Consider the following 23923-nt stretch of genomic DNA (forward strand, 5'->3'; position numbering starts at 1 on the left):
TGTGCAGGTGAAATCGGAAATCAGAATGTAACTCCGGCGACCAGAACGATGTTGCAGTACGGCTGACATTCTCCTGTACGAATGATCGCCCTGGCTTGTCGGCTCAGTACCTTGAACTGCTCGTGAGTGAGCAGATCCCTACGGCCCAGCGCGCCCTCTTCGTTCATCGCGTCCAGATCGGCCAGCGCCGAGGGCTGCTTATCGAAGATCTCTCTGGCCAACACATGGCTTTCCACCTGCATCTCGCTGAGTACGACTTTCAGCGTGCTGACGAAATCAGGGATGCCATGGGTCAGCGCCAGATCAATCAGCTCGACACCCGGCGGCACGGGCAAACCGGCGTCGCCGATCACGACCATGTCACCGTGGCCAAGCGAAGCGATCAGTCGCGACAGCGCGACGTTGAGTAATGGAGTCTTTTTCATGCGGGTCTGAACGCCTGTACTTCGGACATGGTTGGAATCGACGGTTGTGCACCGGCGCGGGTAACCGACAGTGCAGCGGCGATCTGACCGTAGCGGATCGCCTCGTCCTCGGATTTGCCATCGGCCAGCGCTGCGGCGAAACCGCCGACAAAGGTGTCGCCTGCGGCCGTGGTATCGACCGCCTTCACGGTCGGCGCGGGGAAGTGTTCGAAGCCCTTGCCATTGGCGAACAACGAACCCTGCGCGCCCAACGTGACAATGACTTTACCGGCGCCCATGGCAATCAATTGAGTGGCAGCCGTTTCTGCCGACTGCAACGAGTCGACAGCGAGCCCGCTCAACGCGGCGGCTTCGCTCTCGTTAGGAATCAGATAGTCGATCGCCGCGAACCAGTCTGCCGGCAAAGGACGGCTCGCCGGCGCCGGATTGAGGATGACGGTCTTGCCCAGTTCACGTGCACGCTTGAGCGCATGCCCGACCGTCGCATCGGGAATCTCGAGCTGACAGATCACCACATCGGCGGCTTGCAAAACCGCATCAAAACGGTCAATTACCGCTTCCGTCATTGCGCCGTTGGCTCCGGCGACAATCACGATGGCGTTCTGGCTGTCGTCATCCACCACAATCAGCGCCACGCCACTGGAATCCTCTACGACGCTGACAGCCTGGCAGTCGATGTGCTCGGCGAGCAAGGCATCGCGCAATCGCACACCGTAGTCGTCATTTCCGACGCAACCGATCATCGCCACCTGCGCGCCCAGACGAGCAGCGGCAACCGCCTGATTGGCGCCCTTGCCGCCCGACACAGTGGCAAAGGAATGACCGATCAGCGTTTCACCGCCGCGCGGCAGCCGTGGCGCCCGGGTGACCAGGTCCATGTTCAGGCTGCCTATTACCACTACATTTGCTGGCATACATCACTACTCATCAATTCGGTTTCAGCGATATTCGGTGAACACGCCGGACAGCGGCGCGGTCGATTCGCGCAGGACAATACTCGGGGTCACTATGCGTTGATCGGTGCCCGATTCCGGCGCAGCAATTCTGCGCAACAGCACTTCGGCGGCCATCTCGCCCAGTTGCAGGATCGACTGGCCGACCGTGGTCAGCGCCGGATAGACATAACGACTCATCTGAATGTCATCGAAGCCGATCACCGACAGCTCGGCCGGCACTCGCACGTTACGTTCGGCCGCTGCGCGCAGCACACCGATACCAATCATGTCGTTGCCGGCAAAAATCGCACTGGGCGGATGGCTTTCAAGCAGCCGGGCAGCGGCGTTGTAACCGCCGGTGCTGGTGAAGTCGCTTTCCAGCATGCGCTCTTCGCGCACCTCGATTCCCGCCTCTTGCAGCGCTCGGCAGTAACCGGCCTGACGCATTTGCGCCACGCTGGTACTGGCCGGACCGCCGATCGTAGCGATGTCGCGATGCCCCAACTCGAGCAGGTGACGGGTTGCCAGATAAGCGCCGTATTCGTGGTCGATGCGCACCAGATCGGCATTTACACCTTCCAGGCCCCGGTCGACGATGACCATCGGCGTCTTCACGCCCGCCAGTCCTTGCGCCAGACCACTGTCACCGCCAGCGGAGGCGACGATCAAACCGTCGATGCGCTTTTCCAGCAACACACGCAAATAACTGCGCTGCTTGTCCGGGTTGTCGTCGGAGTTACAGAGGATCACGCAATAGCCGTTGCGCTCGCAGTAATCCTCGATTCCGCGCGCCAATTCAGCGAAGTACGGGTTGAGACTATTAGGTACCAGCAAACCGATGGTCGCGGTGGTCTTGGCTTTCAGCGAGCGCGCCACGGCACTGGGAACGTAGTCGAGGCTCTTGATCGCCGCCTCGACTTTGCGCCGCACTTCCTGACTGACCGGGCGGGTGTTGTTCACCACGTGCGACACGGTCGTGTAGGAAATGCCCGCGAGCGCCGCTACATCCTTGATCGTTGCCATGGTTCAGCCCCGGCGACTGGCGCGTTGACTGCGATAGGTGTCGAGCACCACAGCGATAACGATTACCGCGCCGGTGATGATGCGCTTGGTCGGCTCCGTCGCACCAATCTGCGCGAGACCGGCTGCCAGAACGGAAATGATCAACACACCAAAGAAAGTGCTGATCACCGAACCGCGCCCGCCCATCAGGCTGGTACCGCCGATAACCACCGCCGCGATCACTTGCAGTTCCAGGCCCGAACCTGCGTTCGGGTCAGCCGCCTCCAGACGCGAAATCTGAAACAGAGCGGCAATGCCCGCCAGCAGCCCCATCAGGCTGAACACCAGAATCTTGTAGGGCTTGGGATTGATCCCGGCCAGCCGCACGGCTTCTTCGTTGGTGCCGATGCCGATCAGGTAGCGGCCGAAAACAGTGCGGGTCAAAACTGCCTGCGCGATGAAGATCACCAGCAAAGCGATGATGAACGAGGGTGAAATACCGAACGCGATCGGATTCGACAGCCAGGCGAACGCATCGCCGATGTACGCAGTCCGCGACCCGGTCATCTGATACGCCACACCGCGGGCCATTTCCAGCACGCCGAGGGAGACGATGAACGACGGAATCCGCCAGGCCACGGTGATCGAGCCAGTGATGGTGCCGGCCAGAGCCGCCACCGCCATGCCGAGCAGCGCCGCTGGCAAAACGCTCCAGCCCCAGCCGAGAATCGCAACGCTGACCGTCGACGCGGCCAGCGCGAGGACCGAGCCGACGGACAAATCGATGCCGCCGATGATCAGCACAAAGGTCATGCCTACCGCCAGCACCATCAGGTCGGGAATCTGGTTGGCCAGGGTGCTGAAAGTGTTGTACGAGAGAAAATGGCTGCTCAGGACCGAGAACAGCGCAATCATCGCCAGCAAGGCACCGGCCAGGCCCAGATAAGTACCCAGGCCAAAGAAATTGCCACTACGTTTACTGGCAGAAGATGCAGTTTTCATGGGAGATCCCTAGGCGCTGCTTCATTGAGCAACGCATCACGTTTCTGGTAGCCGGCGAAAGCGGCGGCAAGCAAATCATCCTGGGTCCAGCTGTCGCGCTCGAAGGTGTCGATCAGACGTCCCGCCGAGAGCACGCCGATCCGGTCGCAGATCAGCATCAACTCACGCAAGTCACTGGACACCACGACCAACGCCTTGCCCTGGCGGGTCAACTCTCCGAGCAAACCGTAAATATCGAACTTGGCACCGACATCGATCCCACGAGTGGGCTCGTCGAACAGCAGCACGGAACAGTCGCGCTCCAGCCAGCGGCCGATCACGACCTTCTGCTGATTGCCGCCGGACAGTTCCGAGACCAGCTGCGTCGGGCTCGAGCTGCGGATACGCATGACTTCGATCTGACGCTGCGCCAGGGAGATTTCGTCGCCGTTGTTGACGAAACCACCACTGGAGATTTCCGGCATGTTGCCCAAGGCGATGTTGGCGCTGATCGACTGACTGAGCAGCAGCCCTTCGCCCTTGCGATCCTCGGTGATCAACGCGATGCCATTGCGTACGGCATCGACTGGCGAGCGGACACTCACGACCTTGGCCGGGGAGCCGAGCGCGATGGTGCCGCTGTCGGCAGCATCGGCACCGAATATCAGCCGCAGCAATTCCGTGCGCCCTGCCCCGATCAATCCGGAAATACCGAAGATCTCCCCGGCACGCACTTCGAAGGAGACGTCGCGGACTTTGTCCGAACGCGTCAGCCCTTTGACCGTCAACGCCGGAGCGCCGATCTTGCGCGGCCCCATGTCGATGTGTTCGCCCAGTTCGCGACCGACCATCAAGGTGACCAGTTGCTCGCTGTTGTAGTTGGCCATCGGCTCGACGCAGACCAGATTGCCGTCACGCAGCACAGCAATACGCTGCGCCACCCGCGCCAGTTCTTCGAGACGATGAGAGATATAGATGATGGAAACGCCGCGAGCCTGCAATCGGGTGATCTGCTCGAAGAGCATTTCGACTTCGCGCGCCGTGAGCATCGCGGTCGGCTCATCGAGGATCAGCACGTGGCAATCGCCAATCAGGTTGCGCGCGATTTCGACCATCTGCTGATGGCCGATACCGAGTTCGCCGACCAGCGTGTCCGGATCGATCGCATCGAGGCCGACTTGCGCCATGGCTTCGATCGCCGCCTTGCGCAACTGCTTGCGGCTGATCCAGCCAGCGCTGCTCGGCAGATTATCCAGAAACAGGTTTTCCGCCACCGACAGCGTCGGCAACAGATTGAGTTCTTGCATGACCATGCGCACGCCAAGCTCTTCAGCCTGGGTACGGCTGCCCGGACGATAGTCCTTGCCGTGGAATTGCATCTGGCCGGTGGTTGGCGTGACCAGACCACCAATGATCTTCGACAGGGTACTTTTGCCGGCACCGTTTTCGCCGGTCAGCGCCAGTACTTCACCGCGCATCAGCGTCAGATCGATGCCGGTGAGCACCGGTTGCGCATAGGTCTTGCCGATACCGCTGACCGAGAGGACAGCGTTCGGGGCGGAAACTGACATAGAAATCTCCATGCGCTCGCCCGGACGGACGAGCGCCGTTGTGTCGCCAGATGACTTACTGGGTGACCAGTTCGACCGGTGTTTCGATCACGCCGTTGGCACCGCTGTCGACTTTCTCGCCTTTGATGATCTTCAGTGCGGTTTCGATGCCGAACACGGCCTGCTTGGCTGCAAACTGGTCAGCAGTGGCCAGCACGCGGCCGTCCTTGAGCATTGGCTTGATCGCATTGATGTTGTCGTAACCGACGACTTTCACCTGCCCAGCCTTACCAGCGGCACGGACTGCGGAAACGGCGCCGACCGCCATGCTGTCGTTACCGGCCAGCAGTGCTTTGACATCCGGGTATTCACTGAGGATCGAAGCGGCAACCTTGTTGCCCTTGTCGATTTCCCAATCACCGGATTGCAGCGAGACCACTTTGATCTGCGCGGCTTCCATCGCGTCCTTGAAACCGGCCGTGCGCGCCTGTGCGTTGGTGGTAGTGGACACGCCTTCGATGATGCCGACCTCGTCGCCCGCCTTCAGTTGCTTGGCCAGGTATTCGCCAACCAGACGTGCACCTTTGCGGTTGTCCGGGCCTACGAAAGGCACGTTGATGTTTTTACTTTTGACTACGGCGGGATCGAGCTGGTTGTCGATGTTGATCACCGTGATACCGGCGTCTACGGCCTTCTTGATAACCGGCACCATGGCTTTGGAGTCAGAAGGCGCGATCACCAGTGCATTCACCTTGGCCAGGATCATCTGTTCGACGATGCGAGTCTGGCCAGCGGTGTCGGTTTCGTCTTTGATACCGTTGGAGATCAGATCGAAATCGGCGGAGTGTTCTTTCTGGTAGGCTTTGGCGCCGTCTTCCATGGTCAGGAAGAATTCGTTTGCCAAGGATTTCATGACCAGCGCGACTTTGGGTTTTACTGCAGATTCGGCGAACGCCGAGGAGACAGGTAGTGCGGCGGCTGTGGCAGCCAGCATAGCGACAGCAAGAAGACGTGCGGCGAATGGCAGCTTCATGGGTTCACTCCGATCTTATGATTATTGTGAGCAACGTTTGCGCTGACGTAAGCTACGTCACGGCTCCGGGAGAAAATGCCCTTCCAAGCCGCGCAAACGTTTGCGTAGACCGAACTATGAGAATCCCGCCGACATTTGTCAACAATCAGAAATCGTCTTTTGTTGTAGGTCGAATCGCCGAATTGGCAATTTGGCGCTTCAGGCAGTCGTATTGACCAAGCCGCCGCTGGGAGCGCTTTTCGACATCTCCTTGACCAACGCACCCGCCACTTCCGCCAGTGCGGCGCTGGTTTGCGCGATCTGGCCCTGAATCGACATCACTGCCTGGGATTTCGCTTCGGGAGTCGGATAGCTTGCGGCCTGAGCCGCAGCCAGTTGCTGCTGCTGCTCCTGAAGTTGCTTTTGCAATTCCTTCATCCGCTTGAGCAGTGTCTTGACGGTGATGCTGAGATTGCTGTCAGCCTCGGTTTCACTGTTTTCCTGCACAGGACCACCACCGGTTCTGACCTGATTCTTCTCAGTCTTCTCGGTACCCAGCGCCTGCGCCGAAGCCTCATTGGTCGCGTCGTTCAGGGTGTTGATCGTGGCTGCAGTTTTACCGCCGATGGTGACTGCAGCGGGATTGGCAAAACCGACCGTCAGTGACATGTGAACTCCTAAGATTTGGTTTCCTTGAGGACGCATCGGCCTGGGAGCACATTTCTTTAGCAGGGATTTGTCACCCGCCTGGCTTTTCAGAGATTGCCTATCGGCGAGCCGAACAAGAATCCCGCTGTCGTTCGGAATCCCGGATGGGTGGGTCCTCAACGATGCTCCAGCCACCGACAAATATTGATTTAAATCATTGGGTTAAACATTTTCCGCCAGCACATTACGCATGGTATGAATCCTGCTCCCGTCCTTGCACCTCAAGCATTCAGATCGGCTTGGGGCGCATCTAGATGAACCTGCATCAGCACCGTCTCACGACTAGAGAGAAAAATAATGAAATCTGCTTTCAATACCTTGATTCCGGGCGCATTGGCCCTCCTCCTGCTCTTACCTACTGCCCTTCAGGCAAAAGAAGCCGAAACCCAGACGAAACTGGCCAACGTCGTCGTCCTTGCCACAGGCGGCACCATCGCTGGCGCCGGCGCCAGTGCTGCCAACAGCGCCACTTATCAGGCAGCAAAAGTCGGTATCGAACAACTGATTGCTGGCATTCCCGAGTTGAGCAAACTGGCTAACGTGCGTGGCGAACAAGTCATGCAGATCGCTTCGGAAAGCATCACCAACGACAACCTGCTGCAATTGGGTCGTCGCGTTTCCGAACTGGCTGACAGCAAGGACGTGGACGGCATCGTTATCACCCACGGCACCGACACCCTCGAAGAAACCGCTTACTTCCTGAACCTGGTCGAGAAAACCGACAAGCCGATCATCGTCGTCGGTTCGATGCGTCCGGGCACTGCCATGTCGGCAGACGGCATGCTCAACCTGTACAACGCCGTCGCCGTGGCGAGCAGCAAAGAAGCGCGCGGCAAAGGTGTGCTGGTGACCATGAACGACGAGATCCAGTCCGGTCGCGACGTCAGCAAAATGATCAACATCAAGACCGAAGCATTCAAGAGCGCCTGGGGTCCACTGGGCATGGTGGTCGAAGGCAAATCCTACTGGTTCCGCCTGCCGGCCAAGCGGCACACCATGGATTCGGAATTCGACATCAAAAACATCAAGAGCCTGCCTGACGTAGAAATTGCCTATTCCTACGGCAACGTCAGCGATACCGCCTACAAGGCATTGGCGCAAGCCGGCGCCAAAGCCATCATCCACGCCGGCACTGGCAACGGTTCGGTATCCTCTCGCGTGGTTCCATCCCTGCAAGCCCTGCGCAAGGATGGCGTGCAGATCATTCGCTCGTCCCACGTCAACGCTGGCGGCTTTGTCCTGCGTAACGCCGAACAGCCTGACGACAAATACGACTGGGTTGTCGCTCACGATCTGAACCCGCAAAAAGCCCGCATCCTGGCGATGGTCGCGCTGACCAAGACCAACGACAGTAAAGAGCTGCAACGGATGTTCTGGGAATACTAATTGAACATCGCCTGATCACGTCTCGATCGGGCAATTGCGCATCACCTGCCAGCTTGGCAGGTGGTGCCCCGCTTACACCCTTCCAATACTTTTCCCACAAAAATCTCGACAAGCCCTACACCAAAACCGGAAACCCGCTGTCAGAGGATTTTCTTGAATTTTAAGCAGTTGCGAAATCGCTTACAGTTAAATACTGTATGCACGTACAGCTTAATAAGGATAACCTCGTGGCCACCTCTCCTGCTGCTCCTGACGCTTACGAACGCATGGGTATGCGCGTTCAGAAAATCATCAATTCCCCCACCGCACAAAAAGCCAAAGCCGCACTGATTTTCCGTCTGCCGGATGAGCCGATGGATGACTGGGAGCGCTTGCTCGAGGAAATCGACGAGAACGACAACGTTACCCTCGCTTATCGCGATGACGGTGGCGTGCAGATTTTTTGGGTTGTGCCGAAGGAAGATTGACTCAATGAGTGTCCGCTGTGTTGCTTTGCTGTTGTTGTTTTTCGCCATGGGCGCCCAGGCTGGCGCCCCACGTACATTTTCCGAAGCCAAGAAAGCCGCGTGGAAACTTTATGCACCGCAGTCCACGGAGTTTTACTGCGGCTGCAAGTACACCGGCAACAAGGTCGACCTGAAGGCTTGCGGCTATGTGCCTCGCAAGAACGCCAAGCGTGCATCGAGAATCGAATGGGAGCACATCGTGCCGGCCTGGCAGATCGGCCATCAGCGGCAGTGCTGGCAGCAAGGCGGACGCAAGAATTGCACGCGTTACGATCCTGTTTATCAAAAGGCCGAAGCTGACTTGCACAATCTGGTGCCGAGCATTGGCGAGGTTTATCCGAGAGAGTCCCGTTTATAAGAAACGTTGACATCCTTTCCCCTGGCACATTGACAGCAAGATAACCTACTGATTAGCTTGGCTTTATGAAGCGAATGGTGCTTCACGAGATCGGGACGCTAAGCGGTGAAAGTTAAATATGTGAAGGAGATCAACTGGTCAGGCGGCCCCCTCAGCACCTACGCCATCCTCGAAGACGGCCAACTCGCAGAACAGAGCATCGTTCCAGCGCCCACTCTCTTCCTGATACACCTCGCCCAAGAAGGCCAGCAGCCAAATTCCGTTCGCTCCTGCGCCCATGATCTTCGAAGCTTCTTCGAAGCACTGCAAGGACACGCTCAGGACTGGAGGCTGCTCACAGACGCAGACATGTCGGGCTATCTGTACGGTCATCTAAAAATGGCTAGGTCGTGTTCCAGCAAGTCGATCAATCGCCACATCTCTACGCTCAAATTGTTCTACGCTCATGCCTGGCAGATTGGCATGCTTGATACTCCCGTATCCTTCACCTACCACTACATTTCGGATGAGCAAAAGAAACAGGGTGAGGGGAAAAAGCGAGTCAAATTTGATTTGTACAACAGGTACGTCGAGAGAGACATCTTCGAGACGCTACTGGGCGGCATCAAGTCCCAATCCGCATTTGAAAAAGAACGAGACGAGTTAGTCCTGCATCTTGGTTACTACTGCGGCCTACGCTCTGCCGAGGTGACCGATTCCAGAAATCTACAAACGAGTGATTTAAGAAAACGTATAGCTCAGGCCGAAAAGGCCAATGACCAAACAATAACAGTACCGATTACTGGAAAGGGCGAGAAGCTCCGACAAGTCGACATCCCGCCCAAAGCTTTCAAAAAAATAAAAAACTTTTTGGAAGGAAGGCGGAAGTCTATTTCGGACGGGCCGTTGATATGCACCCGTCGTGGAACAGCCATGTTCGAGGGGCATGCAACTAATACATTCAAGGCAGCACGCGCCGCAGTCGCAATCAATATTGCTCAAATAATAGCCAAACTTCATGAGAAAAATCCGCACTTACACTTCGTGACAAAGTCCAGCTTTCTCAATTTAACCTTCCATGCATTAAGACACACCTATGCCACCAACCTAGTTGATTTCTGTTACAAACACGGATACGACCCGTGGCAATATGTTCCCGAGCAAATGGGGCATGAAGATGAAGCCACCACTAAAGAATATGTGATTTTCGACGGAAAACTTCACCGTCGTGAAAAAATTAGGCGTGCTTTGAACGATGATCATGATGACTGATACTACTGATGCTGTTGCGGACGCCCCTGCGAGCTTGTCCACGCTTGCACCAACCTCTATCCACAATTTCAGCCCATCAGATACTTTCGCCATTGTTTCGATGCAAGTCAATAAGGGTAGCAAAGTCGAGCAGCGCCGCGTCGAAATACCAGTGCAATTTCATAAATGCCCAATCTTTCGCGCTCTATTACGATATTTCAACAGTGCAGAATGTAAAAACAATTCGCTAATTGATGCCTATACAAGGATTTTACGGTTCAACGCTCTTGCAGACTGGGCAATCACAGAATATCCGCACGCGCAATTATTACCAGCGGCGGTAATGGAAGACTTCACGCGCTATCTACGCACTGAAAAGAAGTCTAAGCTCAATACCGTATGCGTTTATATGTCAGTATATCGGACGGCATTCGACGGCTTTCTCAACGAAGCATATGGGAAGCCCGCACTAGCCGACGCGGCTGCAGCTGTTCGAGAAGCTTTGGCGCTCATCCCATCCGTTGCCAATCGGTCTGGCCAGGCAACTCCGAGTTTAGGGCAAATCACTAATCAGCCCGAAAAAGACGAACTGAAGATTGTGAGATCGACGATACGTTTTTGCTGTCAATTTCTCAAGGAAATGAATGAGCAGCGCTTAGAGTTACTCCGCGATGAAGGTGTGAAGCAACAAGTCGCTAACCTGCTTGAAAAGTGTAAAGGAGATTACGAACAGCTTAGATATAGCACCAGCAAGACAGATCGTAGTACTGTTTACAAAGCACTCGCAGGGGCCATACTCAAAAGCGAAAACCTGCGATTGAAGGAGCGACTCCTCCACAACAGTGCTGACTTTGCTTACGCCCAGATCGAAAGCTCCTCGCCTTTGACGATTGATGAGGCAAACCGCCTAATTCGCGCAGGCCTTCGTGACTCGGGGGCATTGGATATTTACCCGGAAGATAGCGATCACAAACTTTACTTTCATAATATTGATTACCTATACCTCTTAAAGCACACACCTAGCGAAGAGGTGGCGTTTGCTTGGCTGCTGGCTACTGACAGGGTTCAATTATCCGGAATTTTGGGTATGCGACAAGGGGATCTAAGAATAACCCCAAGCGTTGCTTCCCCCATTTACACTAAAAACCGAAGCGAGCAACCAATTCGCGAGGTACCGATGCATTACTCAAAGTCTCTGCAATATCGCGCATATGCTGATTTTGAGGATCTGAAAAATAGCTTCTACAAACGCTTTCCTGAGACTGGTGATCTGCTGTTCAACTTACCCGTCACTGGTAACCTTCAGAGTGTAGACAGCGTGTTGTATCGGCCATTGGTAATGGCCGCCTTTCAAAATACACTCCAATACCAGACTCTATATGATGCGGATCGTAAGATAGAAACCATCGCAGACATAATCCGCCGTGTTGCCATGAATAATCGCCCGATTTGGAACAATAAAAAGCGTAGACGTGAAAATGCGGAAATTGGTATCACGGGCCAAAACCCTACTCCAGTAAAACGTCAAACGATTAGCGTTACCGCCATTGCCCAATCGCGCGCCATCATAGACACTGACGGCGGCAATCCAGGTAATGAAGCGTTTGAAAAATACTCACAAGAGGTTGTTGGAGCCGATGCGACCGCGCACTCTCCAAGCGTAAAAGAAGTTGTATATATGCACGCGAGCGAGACAAAGTATCGCTTGAAAAAAAGAGCGTTGTTTGCATCTAACGTTGGCCACCTCATGGTAGAGGACGCGCGCAAGGTGCAAGCAGCTATTCGTGATGAAGTAATGATTAGTGTGGCAGATCTAAAGCTGATGCTCGGTTGGTCGCAGGCAAAATCCGACACTAGCGAACTGGAAGAGTTTGACGAGCTGTTATTATCTGCTCAAAGAGCAGGCTTCACTATTTCTCCATTTGGACAGCTTGAGAAAGAAAGTAAAAAATTCATCATCACCAACGGCATTACAGCCGCGCTCCTTATGAGCTACCGCAACGAATGCATTAACCAGCTAAAGCACTTTTCCGTCGAAGATGAATTAAAAGCCTTCTCAATTGCAATGCAAGCAGCGTACATAGAGGACGCACTTGAAAAGTTTGACCAGAAAACTATTATTCAGGGCAAGGACATACTTGAGAATTACACCTTCCCCGCTCCTGTCGTAAGGTAAACAGGCCATGCAAATCAATCCAAGCCCATCTGCGCTGTTTACCATGTCGCCTGAGTCGCCAACCATCGCGAATAAACTTGGCGATGATTCTTTCCAGATTCAGGATCCCACTACGGGCCTTTTTTACATAGTAAATTTTGCTTGGAAATGCTCCCTGCAAAAAAGGCTGTATGCACAAATGTATTTCATAAAAGGGGATATATCTCGGGGCTATGCAGACGACAGAGGACGCATCATTGTAAGTAGCCTTTCAAGTGCACGCCAAGAAATTGCTTACCTACGCGACTTTTGTGAGTACTGGGAGACAAATTTTCCAGACCGAGCACTTCAATCTCTGTCCAGGCTTGAGATACAAACAATGCTCCGCGCTTTCATGGTAAAAAAGGAGAATAATGAGGACGGCGACCTCATTCTTGGCCCTTCCACAATTACAATGTTCTGTAAGATCCTAGAACAAACTTATACCATGCTCCATTCCAGAAAGCTCGTAGACGGTGTCGTGCACCGAATGACCGGAGCTTTCAAAAAAAGCACAATGGAGCCCTTGCTTAAACATCTGGAATTAGAATACGCGGTATGGAGTAAAGGCGGGAGCTACGGCTCAATCCCTATGACTTGTGCTTCGTTGATGCTCGCTGAAGCGATCACCCAGATAGAATCAGATGAAGCAAAAGTCGCATCTATATTTTTTACTCAATGGCGTAGCGAAAAGACGAAAATCACAAGCTGGTTTGGTGAAAAGGATCGCCTCGCCCTTTACAGAAGGATACAGACGCCGGGATACGTATTGTGACGTTTTGAACGAGACTGGGCGCCGTCTGCGATAAAGCTTGGTAACGCAATCGATGCAGCAACCATAGGGCACCACGCATCTTTGCCATGGAAAAACCAAGGCGCGCTCAGTGATTTTTGTTGTGAGCTTACTAAGGCAGCCTTGACCGTCATCACATTATTGAGTGGATTTCGCATTTCGGAAATCAACGGAATGCGACTTGCAGATTACGAGCAAGAACCGGACGGTTCTTGGTGGTTTACATCCGAAAACTACAAAACAGAATCAGGGCTCGCGCACCCAAGATCGTTACACGGACTTGCCGCAGAAGCAGCGACACTCATGAAAAACCTGTCGGCGGTGGATACGGAGAAGTTCAACCTGCCGTTACTCCATAGAGCTTACAGGTCAGAAGCTTTTCTTGTCGCCCGTGGCACTGGCAAATTCAGCGATGAGCAATGGTTGGCAGACGCAGGCTACGGTCTATTCGCATTGAGGGGTTGGTTCAAGTCTTTCTATAAGACTCATGTCGCAGAAAAGTACCCCGATGCTGGCAAGATTCATAGTGAGGTCTCGCCTCACCAAGCCCGTCATACCTTTGCAGAGTTTGCACTGCGCAGATTTGATGGGAATGTCATGGAAAAGATCCGGGAGCATTTCCGCCATTCATATGGCTCTTTCCATACGAGGCGCTATACCCGCGAGAAACTGAGCGAGTCTGTTCGTATCAGCATGGAGCGCGACTACGCCAAAGAGGTGATGGGCCGGATTGCACATGGCAAATTGGACGATCGCTTCTATGGGCCAGCGGCCAAACGCATTGATAAAGAAATGGCAGAAATTTCCGTGCTCACAGGAGATGAATTCGATGAGCGCCTCAGTGCCTTGGCTAATGAATTTGAGCGGTTTACCGCATTCGAATGGGGCTATTGCGCGCTGCGCGCTAATGAGCAGCATATCGCGAAGTGCCATGACCCTAAGACTGGTACGCCGCACGTAGATCAACGCAGCACGCCGGAAGTCTGCGCCGGATGCCCTCACAGTATGAACAATAACCTGCAGAAGCGGGAGCTTGAGCGCACAGCGATCTCACACCAATTCATTGCAGAAAATCATCCTCTCAAGGCTCTCGGGAATATGAGTGGAGAAGTCGTTCGGAAAATCGAGCGCCGACTGGAAGAGAAGGTAACGACATGAAATTCAGCCTTGGTCAGTATTCCAATGTTCCTGAAGCCCTTGAAGAACCTGCATGGGTGACTTCCACCACAAAGCGGAACCTTTACTTGCACGTATGTAAGGCTTTTGATCGCATCAAGGCGTCCATGGAGGCGGGCGAAAAACTCAGTATCAAAGAAAGAAGAATCGTAGCTCGCAACATTGCCAGAGACAGTGGTGTCCATGACAGCTTGCTGAACAAACGCCGTCAGCCTGAACTCAATGAGTTGATCCTCCAAAAGAATGCCGAACTTGAAGAACTGTGGAAAAGCCTTTCAGCCACCCAATACCGCCCGAGAATAAAGCGCACGAAGGCGGTCATACAGAACGAGCTTCGCTCGCAAGTAGCTGAAATCGAACGCCTAACCAATCTTCGTCTTTCTGAGGCGCTCACTGCGGCCATTGATAATCAGATGGTCGATAGCCATAGAAGCCTCGTAAGCACCATCGAATATCTGAAAGCTGAGAACGCCGAGCTCCAGTTTCGCAATGGTGAACTAAGCAAGCAGCTTCGCCAGATGATGAAGGCCATCAAAAACTGATGACTACCAAATTTTGCCATAGAGTTCCCATGCTTAAGTTTTTCCCCCACATCGCTGTTTGTCTTTTACTTTGCTGCACCAACGCCCTCGCGGCCACGAACATAGGTACCTGGAACCTCGAACATCTCAGCATCCGGGACACGAAGGATTTTGTCGCAATAGCGAAGGTTGCAAAGAAAGTCGATTTTCTTGCCGTACAGGAATTGATGAGTGAAGAGGCGCTTGCCGCATTGGCCAAGGAACTGACCAAACAAACCGGCAAGCAGTGGAGCTTCATGGCTTCGCACGCTGTAGGCCGATCTACCTACAAAGAAATGTACGGCTTCGTGTGGAAGGATGAGGCCATCGCGTATGAGGACGGTGCTGTAACCTACCTCGATCGCAAGGATACATTTGAACGAGAGCCTTACTCTGCTCGGTTTAAATCGCTCACTGACAATTCGTATTTCGTTGTTGCCACTGTCCACATTCTCTATGGCAAAAGCCAGGCTGACCGTGCCTCAGAGATAGTGGCGCTCTCTAATTACTGGTCGTGGCTGAAAGATACCCACCCAGGCAACAGCCAGATCATGCTGATGGGAGATTTCAACACCCCGCCTACCTCCCCTGCCTGGGACAAATTGGACTCAAGCGCAAGACCACTTGTACTGAATGGTGCAACCACCCTTTCCACCACGGACGGAAAATTCGCCAATCTCTATGACAACATTTTTGTCAGCAAGGACTCTACAATGAAGGTCAATTCGGTGCAGGTGTTTGACTATCCCAAACATTTGAGCTTGAGCCATGTTCAAGGTCGACGCAGCGTATCTGATCATGCACCGATTTTTCTGAGTGCCGACCTCAGCAAAAGTGGCACAGGCTCGACGTCAATAACTGCCAACCAAGTACAGACCAAAACCACGTCAGCTCAAGCAGGGCAAAACAAACGGTCAGTCAATGTCGCCATTATTGGAAACCGAAAAACCTTGGTTTACCACCGCCCGGATTGCCCGTCCTATGATGCGGTTTCAGAAAAAAACCGCGTGTCTTTCGATAGTGAAGCGGATGCGGTTAATCAGCATTTTCGCTTGGCGGGTAACTGCAAGAAAACTTGATGCACCGGCGGTGCGGACGGCCGCGATCAAAGAGCTTTGGTAAATACCAGCGTCCTTGAGGCAGCTTAATTTTTAAGGCCGAGCGGGAGGTTGATCAGGACAAAGGAGCTTCGTGTCACGCTGGTTTGCTGCCCCTGGCCACCGCTCCTCCAAGGACGAATGAAGACCGACAACGATATCTTTGGAGAGCGGTCGGCAGACAACTGTCGGCCCGCGATCGCAAGCTTCAGGCCGGCCAGATCCTAGAGCCGAGGGCCAAGCGTCTAATTAGCTTTGTCTGATTGATGATGGCGCCAAGCACCGCACTCTAACTACCATCAGACTCATAACATCCGCCACGCCATCCTCAAATAGCAGACATACTCACCATTCTAATACTATCTTAGTAGCGCACTTTTACCTGCCCTCCCTGGCAGCACCCCGCTCACCTACGTAGCCAACCAACAGCCTGCCAATAGCCACCCCGCGACGCCCCGGAGCCAATTTTAATGGACATGATGAGGTTCAACGACTTTTACCTGCGCCTTCACAATGGCGACGCCAAGCAGGACGGCCCGGCCATATTGGAAGATTTCTACACCCTCTGGCGGGAAGCGGAAAGTTCGGGCGTGGACGCAGAGTCACTACACCAAGAAACAAAGGGCGTCCTTCAGCGGATCGTGGCCAAAGACCTGTTCTTATTAGCAGCCTGTGAATGGATTGGTAAAAAGGGTCATTTCAAGCTCGGCAAGGCATTGGCCCATGAGATCAGCATCCGTTACCTGCAACACCCTGAGTTGCTGAAATTTGCGCTATCCGAGACCGCCGAAGAATGCACCACCACCGTAGCCCGTAGGTTGTGTGCGCTGGATGTTCCTGTAGCGGTCTCACTCGGATGGGCGCTGAGCATGAGCGAAGACCTACCTCCGAGCCAGCTGATTGCGAACACCACAGCCAAAGTGACCAATTTCCTAGCTACGGAGCATCCGGCAACCTGTAAACGCCTCCTGCATGCAGAGTCGTCACCGTTTTCTGACTCGCAGGTTGCTCAGCAACTAGCGGAGAGGCTTGCCAGTGAACTTGATGCGCTGGAAGCCTTGCCACACCTGATTGAGCTCCAAATGTCATCGGAAATGCGCCGAAGCTTCCGCTACCTTCGCCGGAGCGAAAGTCGAGCGATCACCGGACGTGCGCAAGGCGAGTCCTTCCTGGCCGACATGTTCATGCTCTCGGAGCATTTCAAATACTCCAACCAGGTTGCCGTGGAATACCTGAACGATCAGCAAGCGGTAGAGACCATGATCCCCATGTTCACTCACGAGATGAGTGTGGAACTACCCCAGACCTGGATCGCCGATCCCCTCCTTTATGGACACATGGTGGCGAATCTGTGGAACGAGGCTTGCCAATGAGTATCCAACTTGTCCTGTCCCATTACCTCTCAGGGCTTCGCGAACGCGACGAGTTAGACGCCCTCCTCCCGGATCTTCTTCAAGCGATGGGCCACTCGGTGCTGAGCCGCGCCCAAGTTGGTGTGAACCAGGGTGGGGTTGACGTGATGTCCACTAAGGAAAATGAAGAGGGTGGCACCGAAGTCTTTCTTTTTGTGATCAAGTTCGGGAACGTAGGCCGAAGTGACTTCTACGGCAGTCAGCAAGCGATCCTTCCATCCATCCTCCAGGCGTCGACCGAGTACCTCCGGAACCGATTGCCCGAAGTGTTGCGCGGTTTCAAGAAACGGATCGTCCTTGTCTCCAACGGTATTCTGAAACAGGACGCCCAGTCGGATTATGCCGCCCTGTCGACCCAGGTAACCGAGATGGCCCCCCTGTGCTCGCTGGATTTTTGGGGTATGGATCAGCTGAGCCCGCTCATTGAGAAGTACCTATTTGACGATGCGCTGCTGCTTGAAAAAGGTAAATCTGACCTCCGAGCAGCACTGGCAGGCCTAGAAGACACGCTCTCGTCATTCTCCAGATTCGTGCGGTTCGTCGATGATTGCTTGAGCGCCAAGGAAGATGACCAAGACGTATCCGGCAATTCTCGTCGGAACCGCTTTTATAAACGCGCGGCTGCAGCAGCAATAGGATGGGCAGTGCTGTTGGTATGGGCCGAGAGTGAAGGCAACCAAAAGCCAGGAGTTCTCGCAGGTGAATATCTCTTACTGCGACTATGGGGTGAATCGGTCAAGTTGGGGCTGCAGAATGAGGCTCAGTTCACCAAGAGGTTCGAAACCCTTGCCCAACTCCACGCCGATGCACTACTGCGGTACTACGAGCGAGTGATGCCTTCACTACTCAACCGTCGGAATGTCCTCCGGTATCGCCCAGATCACGTGCTTTACATGGAATTGATTTGCGATGAACTTGGCCGGCTAGGCACCATGCTCCTTCTGTTTCTTGCACTGAAAGTCGATCGGACAAGAGTCGTAGCCATACACAGTTGCCTAGTGTCTCTCATTAACGAACATAACGGCTGCTTCCTGCCGGTCTATGACGGACAGGCCATCGATCTCTCGCTTGCTATGGGGGCGATCCTGGCAACCGGTGATACCACCAGCGTACGCTTTATGCTTCAGGAATGCATAGATCGCTTCGACACGGCTCTTCGGCAGAAAAGGATCATGCCTGTAGACACTGATGACCTAGAAGACGCAATGGCGCTTTACTACGGAAAGGACACTGACAGGGCACGATTCTTCCAAACCACGACGTTGGTGCCGATGCTAGGAACCATGGCCGCCGTTCTGGATGATCAGGAGTGCCTCAACCAGCTGTCTGAAGAGATTGTTCCTCGACTAAAAGGCGTGACCAAGGAGCGCTGGTTCCCACAAAAGGCGCTGGAGACACTGATATGTTCCGACACCTACGTGAATAGTGTTGGGATATCACGAAGCCTTTCTGGCTTCCAGCAGTCACCTGCTGAAGAAATGGAGGTATCCCTGAAGGTACCTAAGCAAGCCGCTTCCCCCGAAGATTTCGCTTGGCACGGAACTCCCTGGGAAGTATTAATTGCGATATCGGCAAGGTTGCACCGCCATCCAGTTCCAACTTGGTACCTGGCGAAACTCGCCGGAGTGCAGAAGTCGCCATAATATTGCTCGACCTATCCCAACAGTTCACCCCATCGGGGGACAGGCCCGACTTATACCTTGATCGCGAGGTGGACGCGCCGCGCCCCTCAGCATAACCACTAGAAAATTAAGGCAAATCCATGGATGTGCAAGAGATGTACGAAAGCCTGCTGAACGGATTTCAGCAAATTGTATTTGATGACTTGGTTCCGAAATTAGCGCTTTATCACTCTCTGAACAAAAAGTACCAAGAGAACAATGAAGTATTCATCGACAAGGCCGGCATATTTGCTTATGTAATACAGTCACTAGAGGTCGACACTCTCCTGATTATGGCCAAGCTACTAGACGGAAAACGGTCAGACCGGAACATCATCAAATTTATTGACTTTAGCGAAAGCAACCGCCTGACCATTAAATGGAAAAACGGGAGCATTCCTAAGGAGCAAATAAAAAAACAAAGAGAGTTCATTGCTGAGAACCAAGCGACCATAGAACGGATCACCGTGCGTCGAGATAAATTCCTGGCACATTCCGATAAAAAATATTTCCTGAACAGAGAGAAGCTTGACGAAGATTACCCTGTAAGTATAGAGGACTTGATAAACCTGACTCGGTGTTTTCAGAAGATACTAAGTGAACACAGCTTTGGCTTGAAAAACGGGGGACGAGTATCTTATGAGGATTTTTTCTACATCGCAGTGGATAACTTACTGAACAAAATAATGTATCCACAGCACTTCAAATGACTCTATTTAGGCAGCAATCTCCAACGCTCGGCTTCTGCTCTGCCGAGGCCGTCTGCGCTCATCGAGCACGCCAATCAACGAGTAAATTGTTCCAAAGCCCCCCTGATCGAGGCACTCTTGAGCAACCTACGACACTGGCACTGAGGGCTGCCTCACAAAGAGGGAAATGTCGCTCTAACAACGTGTTGAGTGCGCCGCCTTTCTTGCAGGTGGGTACCAAATGCACTAATGGACACCAAATGCATCCACTTGAGTTGCAGCGAGCCCAGGCAAAACCGGAAGCTTGAGTGAGTTCTGGCCCCTCAGGCCAGAACAGCCCACCTACAGGAGTTGCCATGACCCGCCTACGTTTCATCCCTATTCAACTGAACCACTATCCACACACGAATGAAGCGCTGTTCGCGATTGCCCTATGGCCGCTGTTGTTCGCGGTTGGCTGCTGGCAAACGCCACAAATCGCCCAGTTTCTGAACACTCAGGGGCTTGAGATCACCACGCTGCAGGTCTTTCTGGCAGGCTTTGGGGCCTACCTGTTTTTGCTCGGCAAGCATTCGGTATTCAACCGCCGCTATTTCAAGCGTCACGCAGTCGATATTGCCTGGCATAACCGGCTGTGCGAGGTTGAGCAGGAGATGGTTGCCGCAGGCCAGGCTGGTACAGATATGCACAGAGCTGTGATGAGCGAGATAGCGCAGCTTCGCAAGCAACTGGGTTTCCTAGTCGACACGGACAACTTCTACCGCAGGCTGAAAATCTTGATCGATGTTATGAGTTGGCTGCGCAGCAAGCTCAAGTAAATCAGCCATCTCGTGCAAAACACAGTCCGAGTTCGCATCGCTGAACTCGGACTCTACCGTAACCGTCTAAGTTAGCTTGGCCTGATTGATGATTGCACCGACAGCCAAATGCAGATGCTACAACGCTGTAGCACATTCATTCATCTGGCGATTAAATCAGCATGTGAACCCATGCTCGATTCGCTCTAGCTCTTCTATGTCATGCTTATACGTTATGTCGCTCTGGGCGTACTCCAGCGCACTGAGGCCTTCAAATGCAGCTCTCGGATGCATCATCCACACCGCAGCCTTCACTTTGCACCCTAATACTCGTTCCGCATGATGGCGAAGCGGCTCTGCGAATTCCATGACGCTCTCCTCTTAACACCGGGCAGATCACCATAAGGCACAGTGTTTTGGCTGCTGTCGATGCTGGTAGTCATCCGAGCAGGCTCCGCTCGATCCTAGTTCACTAAGCTCTCAACAACACCAGAAAGCACTTCAAATGCTTCGGACGTGGAGCACGTGACTCATCGCTGTGGAAAAGCCGACCAAAGGCGAGCATACCCACCCAAATATCATGAACACCATTTGTGGCTATTAAAAGGGATTATCAAGCATTCCCAGCGCCATACCCACAGCAACCCCTTCATAGTCCACGCCCTTCAGAAACGTTCCGAACTCGACGCCTCTGCTGCAAGCATGGCATTGAGACACATTGCCAAGTCACTACGGCGTCGCTGAGAGGCTCGACGACCCGGGATATGCGCTCAGCCTCGATAGCCTGACAGTCCGGCACTCCAACCTGATGCTTGCACGGCCTCGACCAACAGGTAGACTGATGGCGCATCGCCAGACATACGAACACAAGGGTGCGCGAGGTCGGTACAAACTTGCAATGCCTGCTACGGATCCAACATCAAGACGACCGTGGCGTCATCCCGAGATGAAAGGCGTTTAGTGATTAATCTTTAACGTTTGGGGGTTTGTATGGGCATCAAAATGGATCACGCCTTCGACCAGGATGGCGTTCGCTGGGAGGCTGGCACGTACGCAAAGGGAACTGGCGCCGAACCTCTACAGTGCCAATGCGGCACTCCAGTAGCTCACAATCCTCCCTACACCAAAGAAATGTATGACAAGCCGGTTTTCGTCCAAGGCTATTTTCGTCTCTAGCCTAAGGGCGCTCACGCCGCGAACTGTCGCTTCGGAGTGGATGAGGAGATCACAATGACCAAGACATCGAACAGCACCTAGAGCTGGTGTTTGAAGGCAACGTGAAGGTTGCCTGGAATCAATTCTACTTCGAGACAGAGCGTCACGCAGAGGCGTATTACGCGGTGTCGCACAACGCCGTTCAACACCCCATCGCGATTCAGGGCGCCGTGAGCAGCGTCAGGACTGAAATCAGGGGTGAAAAATCCAAGAACGTCATCAATCTGCAAATGAACACATTCCGGGCCGACACCGACGACTCTGAAAATGGCATCGGCCTTGAGGTCAGCATTTGGGCCAAAGATCCGGCTTGGATTAAAGGCATTGAGAAGGACGATGAGATCGTCGTCTTGGGCATGTGGAAGCACTCCAGTACCGGCACCCGAGAAATCGCCCAGAGAGGGACGCTTCAAAACCCTCACCAAGCGCAGATTGACCTCGAACCTAGTTCTGAAGGCCCAGGTTTCCAAAATCGATCAATGATCTCTCACGGCACAGACGGCGCTCTCGGAGCCAGCGTGCGCATGCATCGGGAATTCTCATGACCAGTCAGACCCTATACATCATTGGCAACGGCTTTGATCTTTACCATGGCCTTCCCACCCAGTACTGGCGATTCAAGGACTACTTGGAACAGGTGGATCGGGAGGTGTACGACTGGGTCGAAAACTACATTGCCATCGACGAGGACTGGGCAGAGCTTGAGCTTTCGCTTGCCGATCTGGACACCGAGAACATTGTCACCGAACTGGAGGGCTTCCTCGTTCCCTATTCGGCTGAGGATTGGAGCGACGCCGGCCATCACGACTTTCAGTACGAAGTGGAGAAGGTGGCGACCGGTTTGTCTGCTGGGTTGCAGCAACACTTCGCGGACTGGATCCGATCCATCCCGATGCCTGACCGCGACCAGGTTCCCCAGCTGCTAACGTCCCTGGACAAGGATGCGGCCTACCTGACATTCAACTACACCAGAACGCTGACGAAGCTGTACGACATTGCTCCAGAGAACATTCTGCACATCCATGGTGAGGGCGAAGACGAAAGCTCTGATCTGGTGCTTGGTCACGCACGGGCAGTCGCTGATCGCTCGTCGCTCCAAGACGGGGTGGATGAGAACACTGATACCCGGTTTGCGGAGGCGATGGGTATTCTGGATGACTATTTCGAGAGGACTTTCAAACCGAGCGCCAAGATCATCGAGCAGCAAAAGCCTTACTTCGAAGGACTGAAATCGATCACTCAGGTCGTCGTCCTCGGCCATTCCCTTTCAAAGGTGGATGAGGCGTATTTCCTGGCGCTCGTTGAAGCCTTGCAGGCTAGCCCGCGTTGGACGGTGGCGGTCAGGTCGCTCAATGAGAACACGAGCAAAGCAGCGTGTCTCATCGATTTCGGTGTGCCCAGCGAATCCATAGACTTCAAGCTATGGTCGCAACTGTAGCCAGCCTGCATTAACGCTCGCGGACATTTATTGATAGCCAAGCCCTGCCCGACTTGCGCCTGGCATCAGGCGCATCAGTTCGGCTCGGAGTATGACCTGCCCAGGCGCCTGCCCCCGAGCTGCATTGATAATTGATACAGTCTCAACCTCTGGCATGCACAGTACTGACGAAGAAAAATTAGCATTCGGTTGGTCTTCCTTCTCCATCTAGTCGCCCTCGACCTCGGCTTGTAAACTAAATTTTTGACCTGTTAACTAACACGGTTTACACATCAAAAAAAAGGCTTACATGGGTCGTGATCGACAGAGTTTGTCTTGGTGGTGGTATCCAAGGACGCGCACCGAATCCCACGCACATTCTGGCGTGTGCCCCAGCAGTGTGATCGCCTTCCTAGCTGCAGCCCGGTACTGCTCAAACCCTCCGACTACGGAGCTCACGAACACCTTCATAGAGATCCCCCAAACTGAAGCCTAACTGACGGCCTTGGAGAACTACTGTGCGTCCTAATAGAGGCCAGTGCTAAGCACCCGACCTGAGCTAAGTAGCACTCAAACTAGCGAGTGATCAGCCCTTCCCCACCTGCAGTGAATATAGCTTTCAACAAGCGAACCCATGCTCGATCTGAGTCAGCACCTCGATCACCCATTCCAAGCCTTCCTGATCTTTCACGAAGTCGATAGGTGCCTCGCCACCGAATAACTGACTAGGCGTCGACAGCCATGCTGAGGCTTTGGCCCTGTCGCCAAAAACCTGCTCAGCTTTTTGCCACACCGCATCTGAATTTTGCATACGCCACC

At 53.7% G+C, this 23923-nt stretch carries 23 protein-coding genes and 1 pseudogene; 15 read left to right on the top strand and 9 right to left on the bottom strand.

Translation table 11 applies throughout. The annotated features are described in order from the left end of the window. Nucleotides 1–20: 20 nt before the first annotated feature. From rbsD to D8U71_RS07115, 7 genes are all read right to left on the bottom strand, one after another. Entirely contained in the window at nucleotides 21–425 is a 405-nt protein-coding gene (rbsD, locus tag D8U71_RS07085) for a D-ribose pyranase (RefSeq protein ID WP_071171733.1), read from the bottom strand. Then, nucleotides 422–1339 (bottom strand): ribokinase, encoded by a 918-nt coding sequence (gene rbsK / locus D8U71_RS07090; protein ID WP_125926679.1) that lies wholly within the window; start codon nucleotides 1337–1339, stop codon nucleotides 422–424. Before rbsK ends, rbsD begins: the two co-directional genes overlap by 4 nt. Nucleotides 1340–1363: 24 nt before the next feature. Further along, nucleotides 1364–2383 carry a LacI family DNA-binding transcriptional regulator gene (locus D8U71_RS07095; RefSeq protein WP_110598886.1) on the bottom strand — a complete coding sequence of 340 codons (1020 nt, stop codon included), beginning with the start codon at nucleotides 2381–2383 and terminating at the stop codon, nucleotides 1364–1366. 3 nt (nucleotides 2384–2386) lie between these two features. Beyond that, nucleotides 2387–3364, bottom strand: coding sequence for an ABC transporter permease (locus D8U71_RS07100; protein ID WP_016774040.1), 978 nt, complete (start codon nucleotides 3362–3364; stop codon nucleotides 2387–2389). Next, nucleotides 3361–4914, bottom strand: a complete 1554-nt coding sequence (locus D8U71_RS07105) for a sugar ABC transporter ATP-binding protein (protein ID WP_110598884.1) — start codon at nucleotides 4912–4914, stop codon at nucleotides 3361–3363. The genes D8U71_RS07100 and D8U71_RS07105 overlap by 4 nt, the downstream gene beginning before the upstream one ends. Before the next feature lie 55 nt (nucleotides 4915–4969). Further along, nucleotides 4970–5926, bottom strand: a complete 957-nt coding sequence (locus D8U71_RS07110) for a sugar ABC transporter substrate-binding protein (protein WP_125926680.1) — start codon at nucleotides 5924–5926, stop codon at nucleotides 4970–4972. 198 nt (nucleotides 5927–6124) lie between these two features. Continuing rightward, nucleotides 6125–6574, bottom strand: coding sequence for a hypothetical protein (locus D8U71_RS07115; RefSeq protein ID WP_016774037.1), 450 nt, complete (start codon nucleotides 6572–6574; stop codon nucleotides 6125–6127). Between the two features lie 336 nt (nucleotides 6575–6910). Between D8U71_RS07115 and D8U71_RS07120 the strand changes: the two genes are divergently transcribed. From D8U71_RS07120 to D8U71_RS07180, 13 genes and pseudogenes are all read left to right on the top strand, one after another. Further along, nucleotides 6911–7999 carry an asparaginase gene (locus D8U71_RS07120; protein WP_041478548.1) on the top strand — a complete coding sequence of 363 codons (1089 nt, stop codon included), beginning with the start codon at nucleotides 6911–6913 and terminating at the stop codon, nucleotides 7997–7999. A gap of 197 nt (nucleotides 8000–8196) precedes the next feature. Next, nucleotides 8197–8466 carry a DUF1654 domain-containing protein gene (locus D8U71_RS07125; RefSeq protein ID WP_016774035.1) on the top strand — a complete coding sequence of 90 codons (270 nt, stop codon included), beginning with the start codon at nucleotides 8197–8199 and terminating at the stop codon, nucleotides 8464–8466. A gap of 4 nt (nucleotides 8467–8470) precedes the next feature. Beyond that, nucleotides 8471–8839, top strand: a pseudogene (locus D8U71_RS07130) (endonuclease); the annotation flags it as partial. Nucleotides 8840–8968: 129 nt separating this feature from the next. Beyond that, complete coding sequence (locus D8U71_RS07135; RefSeq protein WP_130887481.1) at nucleotides 8969–10114, top strand: tyrosine-type recombinase/integrase; 1146 nt, start codon at nucleotides 8969–8971, stop codon at nucleotides 10112–10114. Beyond that, nucleotides 10107–12269 (top strand): hypothetical protein, encoded by a 2163-nt coding sequence (locus tag D8U71_RS07140; protein ID WP_130887482.1) that lies wholly within the window; start codon nucleotides 10107–10109, stop codon nucleotides 12267–12269. Before D8U71_RS07135 ends, D8U71_RS07140 begins: the two co-directional genes overlap by 8 nt. A gap of 7 nt (nucleotides 12270–12276) precedes the next feature. Continuing rightward, entirely contained in the window at nucleotides 12277–13062 is a 786-nt protein-coding gene (locus D8U71_RS07145; protein ID WP_130887483.1) for a hypothetical protein, read from the top strand. A 141-nt stretch (nucleotides 13063–13203) separates the two neighbouring features. Next, nucleotides 13204–14238, top strand: a complete 1035-nt coding sequence (locus D8U71_RS07150; RefSeq protein WP_130887484.1) for a hypothetical protein — start codon at nucleotides 13204–13206, stop codon at nucleotides 14236–14238. After that, nucleotides 14235–14798, top strand: a complete 564-nt coding sequence (locus tag D8U71_RS07155; RefSeq protein ID WP_130887485.1) for a hypothetical protein — start codon at nucleotides 14235–14237, stop codon at nucleotides 14796–14798. Before D8U71_RS07150 ends, D8U71_RS07155 begins: the two co-directional genes overlap by 4 nt. A 29-nt stretch (nucleotides 14799–14827) precedes the next feature. Continuing rightward, entirely contained in the window at nucleotides 14828–15895 is a 1068-nt protein-coding gene (locus tag D8U71_RS07160) for an endonuclease/exonuclease/phosphatase family protein (RefSeq protein ID WP_177434884.1), read from the top strand. Between the two features lie 488 nt (nucleotides 15896–16383). Continuing rightward, nucleotides 16384–17286, top strand: a complete 903-nt coding sequence (locus D8U71_RS07165) for a hypothetical protein (RefSeq protein WP_130887487.1) — start codon at nucleotides 16384–16386, stop codon at nucleotides 17284–17286. Next, entirely contained in the window at nucleotides 17283–18968 is a 1686-nt protein-coding gene (locus tag D8U71_RS07170; protein WP_130887488.1) for a hypothetical protein, read from the top strand. The genes D8U71_RS07165 and D8U71_RS07170 overlap by 4 nt, the downstream gene beginning before the upstream one ends. A gap of 119 nt (nucleotides 18969–19087) precedes the next feature. Further along, a complete protein-coding gene (locus D8U71_RS07175) occupies nucleotides 19088–19696 on the top strand; it encodes a hypothetical protein (RefSeq protein WP_130887489.1) in 609 nt (202 codons plus the stop codon). Between the two features lie 335 nt (nucleotides 19697–20031). Beyond that, nucleotides 20032–20493, top strand: coding sequence for a hypothetical protein (locus D8U71_RS07180; RefSeq protein ID WP_130887490.1), 462 nt, complete (start codon nucleotides 20032–20034; stop codon nucleotides 20491–20493). Nucleotides 20494–20649: 156 nt separating this feature from the next. Here D8U71_RS07180 and D8U71_RS28750 read toward each other — a convergent pair whose 3' ends face one another. After that, nucleotides 20650–20841 carry an MbcA/ParS/Xre antitoxin family protein gene (locus tag D8U71_RS28750; RefSeq protein WP_130887491.1) on the bottom strand — a complete coding sequence of 64 codons (192 nt, stop codon included), beginning with the start codon at nucleotides 20839–20841 and terminating at the stop codon, nucleotides 20650–20652. Between the two features lie 893 nt (nucleotides 20842–21734). On the opposite strand from D8U71_RS28750, the gene D8U71_RS28580 reads away from it, so the two are divergent. Together D8U71_RS28580 and D8U71_RS07195 are read left to right on the top strand one after the other, a co-directional pair. Next, nucleotides 21735–22232 (top strand): hypothetical protein, encoded by a 498-nt coding sequence (locus tag D8U71_RS28580; protein ID WP_241664211.1) that lies wholly within the window; start codon nucleotides 21735–21737, stop codon nucleotides 22230–22232. Beyond that, complete coding sequence (locus D8U71_RS07195) at nucleotides 22229–23125, top strand: bacteriophage abortive infection AbiH family protein (protein WP_130887492.1); 897 nt, start codon at nucleotides 22229–22231, stop codon at nucleotides 23123–23125. The genes D8U71_RS28580 and D8U71_RS07195 overlap by 4 nt, the downstream gene beginning before the upstream one ends. A 598-nt stretch (nucleotides 23126–23723) precedes the next feature. On the opposite strand, the gene D8U71_RS07205 is transcribed toward D8U71_RS07195, so the two are convergent. After that, nucleotides 23724–23915, bottom strand: coding sequence for an MbcA/ParS/Xre antitoxin family protein (locus D8U71_RS07205; protein WP_130887493.1), 192 nt, complete (start codon nucleotides 23913–23915; stop codon nucleotides 23724–23726). Nucleotides 23916–23923: the final 8 nt, after the last annotated feature.

The sequence above is a fragment of the Pseudomonas sp. Sample_21 genome (assembly GCF_004307525.1).
Classification (GTDB): Bacteria; Pseudomonadota; Gammaproteobacteria; order Pseudomonadales; family Pseudomonadaceae; genus Aquipseudomonas; species Aquipseudomonas atacamensis.

What these genes read in the sequence shown, in the direction of transcription:
- rbsD (WP_071171733.1), bottom strand. Translation starts at nt 425, where the DNA reads ATGAAAAAGACTCCATTACTCAACGTCGCGCTGTCGCGACTGATCGCT.
- rbsK (WP_125926679.1), bottom strand. Translation starts at nt 1,339, where the DNA reads ATGCCAGCAAATGTAGTGGTAATAGGCAGCCTGAACATGGACCTGGTC.
- D8U71_RS07095 (WP_110598886.1), bottom strand. Translation starts at nt 2,383, where the DNA reads ATGGCAACGATCAAGGATGTAGCGGCGCTCGCGGGCATTTCCTACACG.
- D8U71_RS07100 (WP_016774040.1), bottom strand. Translation starts at nt 3,364, where the DNA reads ATGAAAACTGCATCTTCTGCCAGTAAACGTAGTGGCAATTTCTTTGGC.
- D8U71_RS07105 (WP_110598884.1), bottom strand. Translation starts at nt 4,914, where the DNA reads ATGTCAGTTTCCGCCCCGAACGCTGTCCTCTCGGTCAGCGGTATCGGC.
- D8U71_RS07110 (WP_125926680.1), bottom strand. Translation starts at nt 5,926, where the DNA reads ATGAAGCTGCCATTCGCCGCACGTCTTCTTGCTGTCGCTATGCTGGCT.
- D8U71_RS07115 (WP_016774037.1), bottom strand. Translation starts at nt 6,574, where the DNA reads ATGTCACTGACGGTCGGTTTTGCCAATCCCGCTGCAGTCACCATCGGC.
- D8U71_RS07120 (WP_041478548.1), top strand. Translation starts at nt 6,911, where the DNA reads ATGAAATCTGCTTTCAATACCTTGATTCCGGGCGCATTGGCCCTCCTC.
- D8U71_RS07125 (WP_016774035.1), top strand. Translation starts at nt 8,197, where the DNA reads ATGCACGTACAGCTTAATAAGGATAACCTCGTGGCCACCTCTCCTGCT.
- D8U71_RS07140 (WP_130887482.1), top strand. Translation starts at nt 10,107, where the DNA reads ATGACTGATACTACTGATGCTGTTGCGGACGCCCCTGCGAGCTTGTCC.
- D8U71_RS07145 (WP_130887483.1), top strand. Translation starts at nt 12,277, where the DNA reads ATGCAAATCAATCCAAGCCCATCTGCGCTGTTTACCATGTCGCCTGAG.
- D8U71_RS07155 (WP_130887485.1), top strand. Translation starts at nt 14,235, where the DNA reads ATGAAATTCAGCCTTGGTCAGTATTCCAATGTTCCTGAAGCCCTTGAA.
- D8U71_RS07160 (WP_177434884.1), top strand. Translation starts at nt 14,828, where the DNA reads ATGCTTAAGTTTTTCCCCCACATCGCTGTTTGTCTTTTACTTTGCTGC.
- D8U71_RS07165 (WP_130887487.1), top strand. Translation starts at nt 16,384, where the DNA reads ATGGACATGATGAGGTTCAACGACTTTTACCTGCGCCTTCACAATGGC.
- D8U71_RS07170 (WP_130887488.1), top strand. Translation starts at nt 17,283, where the DNA reads ATGAGTATCCAACTTGTCCTGTCCCATTACCTCTCAGGGCTTCGCGAA.
- D8U71_RS07175 (WP_130887489.1), top strand. Translation starts at nt 19,088, where the DNA reads ATGGATGTGCAAGAGATGTACGAAAGCCTGCTGAACGGATTTCAGCAA.
- D8U71_RS07180 (WP_130887490.1), top strand. Translation starts at nt 20,032, where the DNA reads ATGACCCGCCTACGTTTCATCCCTATTCAACTGAACCACTATCCACAC.
- D8U71_RS28750 (WP_130887491.1), bottom strand. Translation starts at nt 20,841, where the DNA reads ATGGAATTCGCAGAGCCGCTTCGCCATCATGCGGAACGAGTATTAGGG.
- D8U71_RS07195 (WP_130887492.1), top strand. Translation starts at nt 22,229, where the DNA reads ATGACCAGTCAGACCCTATACATCATTGGCAACGGCTTTGATCTTTAC.
- D8U71_RS07205 (WP_130887493.1), bottom strand. Translation starts at nt 23,915, where the DNA reads ATGCAAAATTCAGATGCGGTGTGGCAAAAAGCTGAGCAGGTTTTTGGC.